The sequence below is a fragment of the Bradyrhizobium genosp. SA-3 genome (genome assembly GCF_004212635.1).
Lineage (GTDB): Bacteria > Pseudomonadota > Alphaproteobacteria > Rhizobiales > Xanthobacteraceae > Bradyrhizobium.
Genome location: NZ_PSRT01000188.1, coordinates 1 through 13,369, shown reverse-complemented (window position 1 = coordinate 13,369; position 13,369 = coordinate 1). Strand labels below are relative to the sequence as shown.

Genomic DNA, 13,369 nt, shown 5'->3' with positions numbered 1-13,369 from the left:
GATGGGGACAGGGCAGGTGCCATATCGGCCACATCGATTCGCGGAGACTCCCCCTCACCCGGATCGCATCTTCGATGCGATCCGGCCGCTCAACCCGCCGCTTTCTCCCCCTTCAGCGCCGCGACCTCCGCTTCCAGCTCCGCGATCCTCGCATCCCTTGCCGCCAGTGCCGCGGCAACATCGCCCGCATCGAACTTCTGCGGGATGTGCTGCGGGCAGTTGGTGTCCCACGCCGCGATCTTGAACAGGATCACCTGCTCCGGCCGCGCGCGGTAGCCCTTCGGCATCAGCGACGTGGTCAGCGCCTCGTCGTCCTCGACGACGCGCGCCTCGCCCCAGATCTTCACCCGGCGGCGATGGGCGTAGTCCATCACGAAGATGTAGGCCTTGGGATTCTCCGAGAGATTGCCCTGGGTGATGAACTGCTGGTTGCCGGCATAGTCGGTGAAGGCGAGCGTCTGCTTGTCCAGGACCTTGAGAAATCCCTTCGGGCCGCCGCGGTGCTGGATATAAGGCTGGCCGTCCACTGATGCGGTGGCGAAATAGAAGCTGCTCGCTTCAGTCAGGAAGGCCGCGAGGTTGTCGTCGACCTCGGTGCGCCAGCCGCGCTGCTCGCTGCGCGCATAGGCCTCGCGCGAACCCTTGCGCGCCTGGATCGCCTTCACCGCCGGCGAGAAGGCGACGTCGCTGGCATAGGGGTGGGCTGCTGTCGTCATCGGAACGTCTCCTGGAATTCCGGCGCATGCTTGCGTCTTTCGCCCGCTAAGGTGGACTTGCCCGCCGCCAGAACAATCTGGCCGCTTGACACTTCATCATTGCAATATATGCAATAATGCCATGGACCGGCTCGAAGCCATGCACGTCTTCGTCACCGTCGCCGATTTGCGCGGCTTTGCGCCGGCGGCGCGCAAGCTGCGCCTGTCGCCCTCGGCGGTGACACGGCTGATCGCGGCACTGGAAGAGCATCTCGGCGCGCGGCTGTTGCAGCGGACCACGCGACAGGTGACGCTGACCGATGTCGGCACGCGCTATCTCGAACGCGCCCGCCGCATCCTCGCCGATGTCGAGGAGGCCGACGGCTCGGCGCGGCAGGAGCGCAACCGGCCGAGCGGACGTCTCGTGGTGTCGGCGCCGGTCGGCTTCGGCCGGCTCCATGTCGGGCCGGTCATGACCGCTTACCTCAAGCGCTATCCCGAAGTCGCCGCCGAATTGCGGCTGTCCGACCATCTCGTCAATCTCGTGGAAGACGCGGTCGACGCCGCCGTCCGCATCGGCCATCTCGCCGATTCCTCACTGGTCGCCCGCCAGGTCGGCGAGATGCGACGGATCGTGGTGGCCGCGCCGGGCTATTTGAAGCGCCATGGCGAGCCGAAGACGCCGGAGGCTCTCGTCTCGCACCAGACCATCCAGTTCGGTCCGTCCGCCAGCTGGCACTTTGTGCAGGACGGCCGCGACATCGAGGTGACGGCAGCGCCACGCTTCATCAGCAACAGCGCCGACGCGGCGCTGCAATATGCCGAGGCCGGCGGCGGCGTGACGCGGGTGCTGGCCTATCAGGCCGCCGAAGGGCTGAAGCGCGGGCGCTTGAAGATCCTGCTCGCGGCATACGAGCAGCCGGCGCTGCCGATCCACATCGTCTATCCGACCTCGCGCCTGCTCTCGGCCAAGGTGCGCGCGTTCGTCGATCTCGTGGTGGAGACGGCGGAATGGAGGTTTGGCTAGGTGCGTGTCCCGGACGCGCCGCAGAGTGGCGCAGAGCCGGGACCCGGAAGGCCAGGAGGGAGCTGCGCTGCGTCCGGGGCACGAGAGAATTACTTCTTCGGCACGACACGAAACGTGCCGCTTGCGCGCGCGATCACGGCATCATCGGCTTTCACCAGGCATTGCGCGAAGCAGATCGTAGAGCCGGTCTTGATCGCCTCGCCCTCGACCGCGAGCCATTGGCCGATCTCGGCGGCGCCGACATAGTCGACCGACAACGAGATCGTGACGAACGACGTCGTCCAGCCGGTCGCCTGGGCGCAGCTGTAACCCATGGCGGCATCGGCCAGCGCCGCGATCAGCCCGCCATGGATCAGCCCGCGCGCGTTGGTGTGCGGCTGCGCCAGGCGCAGTCCCACCGTGACGCCCTTCTCGGTCTTCTTCGAATAGAGGGGCTCCCAGGGATCGGTGAGCGGAGCTTTGCGAAAATGCGGCTCGAAGCCTGCGGGGATGTCGGTGGCGGTCATGGCTGTCTCGCGTTGCTGATCGTTGCCATTGAACGCGACTGACGTGACGAACGCATCACCTACAAAGTTTTAAACGGGATTTGCGGCGGCGTTTGAAATGGGCATTCCCGTCATTGCGAGGAGCCCCTGCGACGAAGCAATCTAGACTGCCTCCGCGGAGGGATTCCTGGATTGCTTCGCCACGCTCGCAATGACGGAGTATGTGGCGTCAGCGCCGCCCTAAAACGGCAGCCCCACGTAATTCTCCGACAGCGAGGTCATCGCGGCCTGCGAATGGGTGACGTAATCGAGCTCGGCGAGCTGGATGCGGGCGCCGATGGTGCCGGTGTCGGGGAATTTGTGCAGCATCGATGTCATCCACCAGGAGAAGCGTACGGCTTTCCAGACCCGTGCCAGCGCCTTGGCGGAATAGGCGTCGATCCCGGCGCTGGATTTCTCGTCGTAGAACTCGCGCAGCGCGCTGGACAGATAATGCGCGTCGGACGCGGCGAGGTTCAGCCCCTTGGCGCCGGTCGGCGGCACGATGTGCGCGGCATCGCCGCACAAGAACATCCGGCCGAACCGCATCGGTTCGGCGACGAAGCTGCGTAAGGGTGCGATGCTCTTCTCGATCGACGGTCCCGTGACGAGGCTGTCGGCCGCCTCCTGGTCGAGCCGGCGCTTCAATTCGTCCCAGAAACGATCGTCCGGCCATTGGTCGACATGGTCGTCGAGCGCGCACTGCACATAGTAGCGGCTGCGTTTGGTCGAGCGCATGGTGCACAGCGCGAAGCCGCGCGCGTGGTTGGAGTAGATCAGCTCGTGGCTGACTGGCGGCGTGTCCGAGAGGATCCCGAGCCAGCCGAACGGATAGACCCGCTCGAACTCCTCGATCGCCGAGGCCGGGACGCTGGCGCGGCTGACGCCGTGGAAACCGTCGCAACCGGCGATGAAGTCGCAATCGATCGTGTGGGTGACGCCGTCCTTGACGTAAGTTACGCGCGGGTGACTGCCGTCGAAATCATGCGGCTGCACGTCCTTGGCCTCGTAGAGCGAAACGAGACCTGCGGCCTTGCGCGCATTCATCAGGTCGAGCGTGACCTCGGTCTGGCCGTAGATCATCACCGTCTTGCCGGTCGCGCCCTTCATGTCGATGCGGTGACGCTGGCCGGAGAAGGCAAGCTCGATACCTTCATGCACCAGGCCTTCGGCATGGGCCCGCGCGCCGGCACCGATCTGGTCGAGCAGCCCGACTGTCCCCTCCTCCAGGAGCCCGGCGCGGATGCGGCCGAGCACATAGTCCGGGCTCTGCCGCTCCAGAATGACATTGTCGATGCCATATGTATGCAGAAGTTGCCCAAGCAACAATCCGGCCGGCCCGGCCCCGATGATTGCGACTTTTGTCCGCAATACTTGCTCCTTCCGACGCTATAGGTTTTCGCCGCAGCCTGCTTGTCGCGCCGGCCCGCAGGCGATAATTATATCATATAATTGTTGGGCAAAAGGGAGCGGCCGTCGCCCGAGCAGCGACAAATCCATGCAACATGGCTGACGTAGATGACGCGAGAGGGTGCGCGCCAGTTCCGGCTTGAACACGCCGGCCAATTAGATAACATGTTAATTAACGAGACCGGGCCATCGAAGCCCGCCGTCGAAACAGGGAGAGACGCGTGATGAGGAAAGCCTGTCTGGCGTTGCTGCTGGCAGCAAGCGTGACGCCTGCGTTCGCGCAGGACAAGACCTTCGATTTGAAGATCTCGCACTGGGTGCCGGCCTCGCATCCCCTGCAGAAATCGCTGGAAGACTGGGCGGCCGCAGTCGAGAAGGATTCCGGCGGCACCATCAAGGGCAAGGTGTTTCCGGCCCAGCAGCTCGGCAAGGCCTTCGATCATTACGACATGGCGCGCGACGGCATCGCCGACGTCACCTATGTCAATCCCGGCTACCAGCCCGGCCGCTTCCCGATCATCGGTGCCGGCGAATTGCCGTTCCTGATCTCGGACGCCAAGGGCGGCTCGATGGGGCTGGATGCCTGGTACCGCAAATATGCCGAGAAGGAGATGAAGGACGTCAAGTACTGCCTCGCCTTCGTCCACTCGCCCTCCTCCTTCCACTCCCGCACCAAGAAGATCGTGGTGCCCGAGGACGTGAAGGGCCTCAAGATCCGTCCCGCCCACGCCACCATGGCGAATTTCGTCACCTCGCTCGGCGGCACCAACGTGCAGTCCTCCGCGCCCGAAGTGCGCGACATCATCGAGCGCGGCGTCGCCGACGGCGTCACCTTCCCCTGGGGCTCCCTGGTGCTGTTCGGCATCGACAAGGTGACCAAATACGACATGGAGGCGCCGCTCTACACCACGACCTTCGTGTTCGTGATCAACAAGGACAAGTACAATGCGATGTCCGACAAGCAGAAGGCCGCCATCGACAAGAATTGCACGATCGAGATGGCCGGCGTGGTCGGCGAGCACTGGGGCAAGTTCGAAGACGCCGGCATCGACAAGGTGAGGGCGGAATCGAGCCACGAGGTCTACAAGCTGACGGCCGAGCAGACGGCGGCCTGGAAGAAGGCCGCCGAGCCGCTGGTCAAGACCTGGAGCGACGGCGCCAAGAAGGCCGGCGCCGATCCAGATGTGGCGCTCGCTGATCTCAAGGCATCGCTGAAGAAGTACAACGCGCTGGCGGAGTAACCCGAAGCTGCGGCCTTTCTCCTCCCTCTCCCCGTTCTTACGGGGGCGCGACGAGCTTCGCTCGCGCTGAGAGAGTCGGGGTGAGGGGCTGCTTCCGCAAAGTTACTGACAGATGGACTCGCGGAGAGTCCCCCTCACCCGCCGCGCTTCGGACGATGCTTCGCATCGCTCGGCGCGCGTCGGCCTCTCCCCGCACGCGGGGAGAGGCGTAAAGCCGCCGCCGGAGCCGAGAGCGAGAATGACATTTCGTAGGACACACCCATGAAGCGCGCCTGGATGGACCGCTTTATCGACACGATCGAATGGATCGCGGCCGGCTTCGTCGGCCTCGTCGCGCTCGACATCTTCCTGTCGGTGCTGCTGCGCAACACGCTGAACTATTCGATCCCCGACAGTTTCGACATCGGCCGCATGCTGCTCGGCATCCTCATCTTCTGGGGCATCGCGGCGACGTCCTATCGCGGCACCCACATCACGGTCGACCTCGTCTGGGGCAATGTCGGGCCGCGCTACCAGCGCTGGATCGACGTGTTCGCAACGCTGGTGCTGCTGTTCGTCGTGACCGTGCAGACCTGGACGCTGTTTGACAAGGTGCGCGGCACCTACAACGACAACGTCCAGACTTTCGACATGCACATGCCGACCTGGCCGTTCTTCGCGATCGCGTGGATCGGCGACGTCTCCGCCGTGCTGCTGATCGCGATCCGCACCTACCGGCTGATCTTCCATCCCGAAGAGATGCACGACCCCAAAATCAAGGCGACGGAGTAATCATGAGCACCGATGCCGTCGCCGTAATCGGCTTCGTTTCCCTGTTTGTGCTGATGCTGCTGCGCGTGCCCGTCGGCATGGCCATGGGCCTCGTCGGCGTGTCCGGCTTCTCCTATCTGGTCGGCGCGACGCCGGCGCTGAAGCTGGTCGGCCAGACCTCGATGCGCACGGTCACTGACTACACCTTCGGCGTCATCCCGATGTTCCTGCTGATGGGCTCCTTCGTCAGCAATTCCGGCATGAGCCGCGAGCTGTTCCGCGCCGCCAACGGCTTCGTCGGGCATCTGCGCGGCGGGCTCGGCATCGCCACCGTCGGCGCCTGCGGCGGCTTTGCCGCGATCTGCGGCTCCTCGGTCGCGACCGCCGCGACCTTCTCCGCCGTCGCTTATCCCGAGATGCGCCGCTTCGGCTATCCGCAGTCCTTTGCCACCGGCGTGATCGCGGCCGGCGGCACGTTAGGTGCGATGCTGCCGCCCTCCACCGTGCTCGCGGTGTACGGCATCATCACCGAGCAGGACATCGGAAAACTCTTCATCGCCGGCATCATCCCGGGCCTCTTGGCGATGACCATGTACATGATCACGATCGGCCTGATCGGCTATTTCCGGCCCGACTTTTTGCCCAAGGGCAAGGTGTTGCCGTGGCGCGAGCGCTTTGCCGGATTGAAGGACATCTGGGCGCCGGCGCTGCTGTTCCTGTTCGTCATCGGCGGCCTCTACGGCCTGCCCTTCCTGCCGCGCTTCACGCCGACGGAGGCCGGCGGCGTCGGCGCCACCGGCGCCTTCATCATCGGCGTGCTGACCGGCCGGCTCGACCGCGAGAAGGTGCTGGCCTCACTGCTGCAGGCGACGCGCACCGCGGCCGCGGTGTTCACCGTGCTGATCGGCGCCCTGATCTTCGGTTATTTCCTGACGGTGACGCAGACGCCGCAGAAGGTCACGGAATTCCTCACCGGCCTCGGCCTCGGTCCTTACGGCGTGCTGGCGCTGATCATGGTGATGTATCTCGTGCTCGGCTGCCTGATGGACGCCATGGCGATGATCATCCTGACCGTGCCGATCATCTTCCCGGTGATCATGCATCTCGGCTTCGACCCGATCTGGTTCGGCGTCATCATCGTCATGACCGTCGAGCTCGGCCTGATCCATCCGCCGGTCGGCATGAATGTCTTCGTCATCAAAAGCGTGGTGAAGGACGTCTCCTTCTCCACCATCTTCAAGGGCGTGATCCCGTTCGTGGCAACGGATTTGGTGCGCCTCGTGATCCTGATCGCCTTCCCGCTGCTGGCGACCTGGCTGCCGACGCGCATGATGGCGCATTAGCTGAACGAGCATCATCTTTTACCCTCCCCCGGAGGGGGAGGGTAAAACCGGTATCGTTCGCCATAGTCAGTTAAGAGGTGCCCATGACCCTCACCCTCGAGACAAAATACTCCTTCACCATCACCGCTCGTATCGCCGAGGTTGTCACGGCCGGCGAGACCGGCGTCGGCGCGCGCCGCATCATTCCGATCATCGGCGGCGAGGTGACGGGCGCAATCACAGGCAAAGTGCTGCCGTTCGGCGCCGACTTCCAGACTATCCGCCCCAACGAGCTGATCGATCTCGAAGCCAGATACGCCTTCGAGACCGACGACGGCGCGACCGTCTACATTGAGAACAAGGGCATTCGCTTCGGCCCGGTGGAGCTGCTGCAAAAGCTCAAGCGCGGCGAGCCGGTCGATCCGAAGCTGATCTATTTCCGCACCGTGCCGAGATTCGAGACCGGGCACGAGAATTATCGTTGGCTGATGGAACATATCTTCGTGGCGTCAGCCGCGAGGCACGCCGACCGCGTGGTGATCGACGTGCACCAGGTGATGTGAGAGGCGGACTCTGGCAGAGCCACAATCCCCGCCGTCGTCCCGGCGAACGCCGGGACCCATACCGCGTGATCTATAGATTGAAGGCGGTCGGAGTACCGAACGACGAGTCTTCGCCAAACCACTCCCTGGGGGTATGGGTCCCGGCTTTCGCCGGGACGACGTAGAATATGGCGCGGCAGCCTCCGCACCTGACCGAAGGATGGTCCCCCTCCTTGACTCCCCCAAAATTCGTTATACAACATAACTATTCTTACAAGGACGCAAATGACACAGGGAAACGCCGAGACCGCTAACGCGGGCGCCTCCGGACTTTTGAGGATCGAGCGGGCGGACCGGGTTCTGACCGTGGGTCTGAACCGGCCGGCCAAGCGCAATGCGCTCAATGACGGCATCATCCTGGAAATCGGCGAGTGTTTCGCGAACCTACCCGAGGATATCGGCGCCGTCGTCATCCACGGCATCGGTGACCATTTCTCCAGCGGTCTCGACCTGTCCGAGCTGACCGAGCATGACGCGACCGGCGGCCTGCTCCATTCTCAGATGTGGCACCGGGTGTTCGACCGCATCCAGTACAGCCGCGTGCCCGTGATCGCCGCGCTCAGGGGCGCCGTGATCGGGGGCGGCCTCGAGCTCGCCTGCGCCGCGCATATCCGCGTCGCCGAGCCCTCGACCTATTTCGCCCTGCCGGAGGGGCAGCGCGGCATCTTCGTCGGCGGCGGCGGCTCGGTGCGGCTGCCGCGGCTGATCGGCGTTGCCCGGATGATGGACATGATGCTGACCGGCCGGGTCTATAGCGCGACCGAAGGCGCCTCCTACGGCTTCGCGCAATATCTGACGGAAGCCGGCAATGGGCTCGGCAAGGCGCTGGAGCTTGCGACCAAGGTCGCCGCCAACGCACCGCTGACGAACTTTGCCGTGCTCCAGGCGTTGCCGATGATCGCGGAGGCCAATCCGCAAACCGGCCTCCTCATGGAATCACTGATGGCGACCGTCGCGCAGAGCGACAAGGAGGCCAAACGCCGGATCCGCGAATTCCTCGAACACAAGACCGCAAAGGTGAAGCCGAAGTCATGAGCGCGCGGCCGTCCTCTTCCAGCATGGAGCGCGGCGCGAGCACTTTTCCGCTGCGGCCCATCTCGTTCGGCGATCCCGTCGTCAATATCGAGCGCCGCGACGACGGCACGATCTACCTGCGGCCCAAACAGCCGCTCGGCGACTATCCCGTCCGCATCACCGACCGCCTGCATCATTGGGCGACAACGACACCGGACCGCGTCTTCATGGCCGAGCGCGACGGCGGCCGCGGGTGGCGCAAGATCAACTATGCCGAGTTGCTCACCGCGAGCCGGCACATCGCATCAAGCCTGATCGCGCGCGGCCTGTCGGCGGAGCGGCCGGTCGTCATCCTCTCCGGCAACTCGATCGACCACGCCCTGCTCGCCTTTGGCGCGTTCTATGCCGGCATTCCGTTCTGCCCGGTGTCGCCGGCGTACTCGCTGGTGTCGAAGGATTACGGCAAGCTCTCCTATCTGATGAAGCTGCTGACGCCCGGACTCGTCTTCGCCGAAGACGCCGACAAGTTCGCCGATGCGCTCGCCGCCAATGTCTCGCTCGGCACCGAGATCGCCGCGTCCTTTGGCAAGGTGCCGGGCCGCGACGTCACCCTGCTCGCCGATCTCATGGCAACGCCGATCCGCGGCGATCTCGACGACGTCCACGGCAGGATTGGTCCCGATACGATCGCAAAGTTCCTGCTGACATCGGGCTCGACCGGCAATCCCAAGGCCGTCATCAACACCCAGCGCATGATCTGCGCCAACCAGGTGATGCTGCGCGAAACGCTCGCCTTCCTCAAGGACGAGCCGCCCGTCATCATCGACTGGCTGCCATGGAACCACACCTTTGGCGGCAACCACAATATCGGGCTGACGCTGTACAATGGCGGCTCGATGTATCTGGACGCCGGCAAGCCGGTGCCTGGCGGCATCGAAGAGACGGTGCGCAATCTCCAGGAGATTTCGCCGACGGTCTATTTCAACGTGCCCAAGGGTTATGAGTCGCTGCTGCCGTATTTGCGCGACGACCAGGGCCTGCGCGCAAAGTTCTTCGATCGCCTGCATGCGATGTTCTTCTCGGGCGCGGCACTGTCGCCGTTCGTCTGGGACAGCCTCGACGAGCTCGCGGTGAAGGAGAAGGGCTATCGCGTGCCGATGCTGACGGGCTTGGGAGCGAGCGAGACCGCGCCGTTCTTCATGTCGGTCAATCCGCGCACCAGCCGCTCCGGCCATGTCGGCCTGCCCGTCTCCGGTAACGAGGCCAAGCTGGTGCCGAACAACGGCAAGCTCGAGGTCCGCGCCAAGGGGCCGAACGTGATGCCGGGCTATTGGCGCCAGCCCGACATCAGCGCAAAATCCTTCGACGAGGAAGGATTTTACAAGATGGGCGACGCGCTCAAGCCCGCTGATCCCAACGATCTCAACGCCGGCTTCGATTTCGACGGCCGCGTCAGCGAGGACTTCAAGCTCGCCAGCGGCACCTGGGTCAGCGTCGGCCCCCTGCGCGCTCGGCTCACCGCGGCCTGCGCGCCGCTGGTGCGGGACGTCGTCATCGCCGGCATCAACCGCGACGAGATCTCCGCGCTGGTCGTGCTCGATCTCGACGGTTGCCGCCTGATCAATCCGACGCTGCCGCCCGACGATCTCGTCGTCGTCACGCGCGACCCGTTGGTGCGCGAGGCATTTCGCGAGCGCCTGACCGGTTTCCTCAGCCAAGCCACGGGATCCTCGACGCGGATCACGCGCGCGATCCTGATGGATACGCCGCTGTCGATCGACAAGGGCGAGGTCACCGACAAGGGCTCGATCAACCAGCGCGCCGTGCTGGAACATCGCATCGCATTGATCGACGAGCTCTACGCTGCCAATCCGTCGGACCGTGTGATATCGGTCGGATGAGAAATCATCGCCAAAGGAGAACGCCATGTTGTTGAAGGATCAGGCAGCCATCGTCACCGGCGGCGCATCGGGGCTGGGCGCTGCGACCGCGCGAAAACTGGCGGCGCAGGGCGCCAAGGTCGCGGTGTGCGATCTCAATGCCAAGCTCGCGGAAACGGTCGCCGCCGAGATCAAGGGCGTCGCCGTGACCTGCGACGTGTCCGATGCCGCCTCGGCTGAGGCCGCGATCGCGCAGGCGGCCAAAGCCCACGGCCCGGCGCGCGTGCTGGTCAATTGCGCCGGCATCGGCGTTGCAAAACGCGTCGTCGGCCGCGACGGGCCGATGGCGCTCGCCGATTTCGACAAGGTGATCAAGGTCAATCTGATCGGCACCTTCAACATGCTGCGCCTTGCCGCCGCCGAGATGTCCAAGCTCGAGCCGCAGGCGAGCGGCGAGCGCGGCGTCATCATCAACACCGCCTCCGTTGCCGCCTATGACGGCCAGATCGGCCAGTCCGCCTATTCGGCCTCGAAGGGCGGCATCGTCGGCATGACGCTGCCGATCGCGCGCGAGCTCGCGCAATTCGGCGTCCGCGTGCTGACGATCGCGCCGGGCCTGTTCCTGACGCCGCTGCTCGCCAACCTGCCGCAGGAAGCCCAGGACTCGCTCGCCGCCGCGATCCCCTTCCCGCGTCGGCTCGGCAATGCCGACGAGTTCGCCGCGCTTGCGCTGCACATGGTCGAGAATGCGTATCTGAACGGCGAAGTGGTGCGCCTCGACGGCTCGCTGCGCATGGCGCCGAAGTAAATCGATGAGCGGTATTGCAGCAGCGATCTCGGCCGCACCTCTCCCATTGGGAGAGGTCGGCGCGGAGCGCCGGGTGAGGGGCTCTGCTCTATCGAGGGACCGTAATCCCTCACCCGAATTGCTGTTGACGATGCTACGCATCGCAAGGCGCAATTCGACCTCTCCCTCCGGGAGAGGTGTGGCACAGCGCTTATGGATGCATACCGCATGTTCGTGAACCGGCGCGACGTTCAGATCCAGTGGGGTGATTGCGACCCCGCCAACATCGTCTACTACCCGCGCTATTTCGCGATGTTCGACGATTCGACGTCGACCCTGTTCGAGGTCGCCGGATTCTCCAAGCAGGATCTGGTCCGCAAATACGGCCTGGTGGGCATTCCCATGGTCGACACGCGGGCCAAGTTCTACATCCCCTCGACCTATGGCGACTGGATCACCATCGAGACCAAAATCGAGAGCATCAAGCGCTCGAGCTTCGAGGTGAAGCACAACGTCTACAAGGGTGACGCGTTGGCGATCGAGGGGTTCGAGACCCGCGTCCTGGTCGGCCGCGATCCCGTTAACCCCGACAAGCTGAAATCGGCACCGTTCCCGGCGGAAATGGTAGCCAAGTTCACGGGGAGTTAGAGCCGGAGCTAAATCGCCGCATCACCAAAAGAGGGGGCTGAATTACCCCCCGATTTCTGCTTTCAAAGAAAGACGTAAAGGGAGGAATAGATGAAACGCTTTTACTTGACCGCCGCCATCACCGCGACCGCGCTGGCGCTGCCGGCATTGCCCGCGCTGGCCCAGACCAGTGAGATCACCATCGGCATCACCACCACCACGACCGGCCCGGGCGCTGCCCTCGGCATCCCCGAGCGCAACGCGCTGGAATTCGTGCCGAAGGAGATCGGCGGCGTGCCGCTGAAGGTGATCGTGCTCGACGACGGCGGCGATCCCACCACCGCGACCACCAACGCCCGCCGCTTCGTGACCGAATCCAAGGCCGACATCATCATGGGCTCGGCGCTGACGCCGCCGACCATCGCGGTCTCCAACGTCGCCAACGAAGCCGGCATTCCGCATTTCGGCCTCGCGCCGTTTCCGATCACGCCGGAGCGCATGAAGTGGTCGGTGGCGATGCCGCAGCCGATCCCGATCGTGGGCAAGGTGCTGTACGACCACATGAAGGCCAAGGGCGTGAAGACCCTCGGCTATATCGGCTATTCCGACTCCTATGGCGACCTCTGGTTCAACGACCTCAAGGCGCAGGCCGTACCGATGGGCATGACCATCGTCGACGAGGAGCGCTTCGCCCGTCCCGACACCTCGGTGACCGGACAGGTGCTCAAGCTCGTCGCCGCCAATCCCGACGCGATTCTGATCGGCGCCTCCGGCACCGCGGCCGCGCTGCCGCAGACCGAGTTGCGCGAGCGCGGCTATCAAGGCCTGATTTACCAGACCCATGGCGCGGCCAGCATGGACTTCATCCGCATCGCCGGCAAAGCGGCCGAGGGCGTGCTGATGGCCTCGGGCCCGGTGATGGACCCGGAGGACCAGCCGGACGAGGCCGCCACCAAGAAACCGGGCCTCGCGCTCAACTCGGCCTATGAGGCCAAGTACGGCCCGAACAGCCGCAGCCAGTTCGCCGGCCATTCCTACGATGCGTTCGAGCTCCTCAAGCGCATCATTCCGGCGGCGCTGAAGACGGCCAAGCCCGGCACGCCGGAATTCCGCGAAGCGATCCGCCAGGCACTGCTGTCTGAGAAGGAATTGGCGGCAAGCCAGGGCGTCTACAACTTCACTGAAAAGGACCGCTACGGCCTCGACGAGCGCTCGCGCATCCTGCTCACGGTGAAGAACGGCAAGTACTCGCTGGTGAAGTAGCCGCGGCGATAGTTTCGCAACGAGAAGAGCCGGCCCGATGGGCCGGCTCTTTTGCTTTGCGGTTAGGCACGAGCTGCGACCGCGATCTTTACTGCGCTCCCTCTCCCGCTTGCGGGAGAGGGTTGGGGTGAGGGTTGCTTCCGCATAAAGACTATCTGAGGCCTACGAAAGAAATCCCCAAGCGGAGAAAGCCCTCACCCGGTGCTTCGCGCCGACCTCTCCCGCAA

13 protein-coding genes are annotated in these 13,369 nt (G+C 64.4%); 10 read left to right on the top strand and 3 right to left on the bottom strand.

The annotated features are described in order from the left end of the window. Positions 1 to 89 precede the first annotated feature (89 nt). Positions 90 to 716, bottom strand: a complete 627-nt coding sequence (locus CWO91_RS38300) for a pyridoxamine 5'-phosphate oxidase family protein (protein WP_130220577.1) — start codon at positions 714 to 716, stop codon at positions 90 to 92. A 121-nt stretch (positions 717 to 837) separates the two neighbouring features. On the opposite strand from CWO91_RS38300, the gene CWO91_RS38295 reads away from it, so the two are divergent. Beyond that, positions 838 to 1,722 (top strand): LysR family transcriptional regulator, encoded by an 885-nt coding sequence (locus CWO91_RS38295; protein ID WP_130220576.1) that lies wholly within the window; start codon positions 838 to 840, stop codon positions 1,720 to 1,722. An 89-nt stretch (positions 1,723 to 1,811) separates the two neighbouring features. Here CWO91_RS38295 and CWO91_RS38290 read toward each other — a convergent pair whose 3' ends face one another. Both CWO91_RS38290 and pobA read right to left on the bottom strand, forming a co-directional pair. Next, on the bottom strand, positions 1,812 to 2,228 hold the full coding sequence (locus CWO91_RS38290; RefSeq protein WP_091890450.1) for a PaaI family thioesterase: 417 nt from the start codon (positions 2,226 to 2,228) through the stop codon (positions 1,812 to 1,814). 219 nt (positions 2,229 to 2,447) lie between these two features. Further along, positions 2,448 to 3,617, bottom strand: a complete 1,170-nt coding sequence (gene pobA / locus CWO91_RS38285; protein ID WP_130220575.1) for a 4-hydroxybenzoate 3-monooxygenase — start codon at positions 3,615 to 3,617, stop codon at positions 2,448 to 2,450. A 263-nt stretch (positions 3,618 to 3,880) separates the two neighbouring features. On the opposite strand from pobA, the gene CWO91_RS38280 reads away from it, so the two are divergent. From CWO91_RS38280 to CWO91_RS38240, 9 genes are all read left to right on the top strand, one after another. Beyond that, positions 3,881 to 4,897, top strand: a complete 1,017-nt coding sequence (locus CWO91_RS38280) for a TRAP transporter substrate-binding protein (RefSeq protein ID WP_130220574.1) — start codon at positions 3,881 to 3,883, stop codon at positions 4,895 to 4,897. A gap of 261 nt (positions 4,898 to 5,158) precedes the next feature. Then, entirely contained in the window at positions 5,159 to 5,668 is a 510-nt protein-coding gene (locus tag CWO91_RS38275; RefSeq protein ID WP_130220573.1) for a TRAP transporter small permease, read from the top strand. Positions 5,669 to 5,670: 2 nt separating this feature from the next. Then, positions 5,671 to 6,990 (top strand): TRAP transporter large permease, encoded by a 1,320-nt coding sequence (locus CWO91_RS38270; protein ID WP_130220572.1) that lies wholly within the window; start codon positions 5,671 to 5,673, stop codon positions 6,988 to 6,990. Positions 6,991 to 7,073: 83 nt separating this feature from the next. Next, a complete protein-coding gene (locus CWO91_RS38265; protein WP_130220571.1) occupies positions 7,074 to 7,532 on the top strand; it encodes a DUF3237 domain-containing protein in 459 nt (152 codons plus the stop codon). A 264-nt stretch (positions 7,533 to 7,796) separates the two neighbouring features. Continuing rightward, complete coding sequence (locus tag CWO91_RS38260) at positions 7,797 to 8,606, top strand: crotonase/enoyl-CoA hydratase family protein (protein ID WP_091890469.1); 810 nt, start codon at positions 7,797 to 7,799, stop codon at positions 8,604 to 8,606. Then, positions 8,603 to 10,486, top strand: coding sequence for a feruloyl-CoA synthase (locus CWO91_RS38255; protein ID WP_130220570.1), 1,884 nt, complete (start codon positions 8,603 to 8,605; stop codon positions 10,484 to 10,486). Before CWO91_RS38260 ends, CWO91_RS38255 begins: the two co-directional genes overlap by 4 nt. A gap of 25 nt (positions 10,487 to 10,511) precedes the next feature. Continuing rightward, positions 10,512 to 11,273 carry an SDR family NAD(P)-dependent oxidoreductase gene (locus CWO91_RS38250; RefSeq protein ID WP_130220569.1) on the top strand — a complete coding sequence of 254 codons (762 nt, stop codon included), beginning with the start codon at positions 10,512 to 10,514 and terminating at the stop codon, positions 11,271 to 11,273. A gap of 207 nt (positions 11,274 to 11,480) precedes the next feature. Next, complete coding sequence (locus tag CWO91_RS38245; protein WP_130220568.1) at positions 11,481 to 11,900, top strand: acyl-CoA thioesterase; 420 nt, start codon at positions 11,481 to 11,483, stop codon at positions 11,898 to 11,900. Between the two features lie 90 nt (positions 11,901 to 11,990). Then, positions 11,991 to 13,142, top strand: coding sequence for an ABC transporter substrate-binding protein (locus CWO91_RS38240; protein WP_130220567.1), 1,152 nt, complete (start codon positions 11,991 to 11,993; stop codon positions 13,140 to 13,142). Positions 13,143 to 13,369 lie beyond the last annotated feature (227 nt).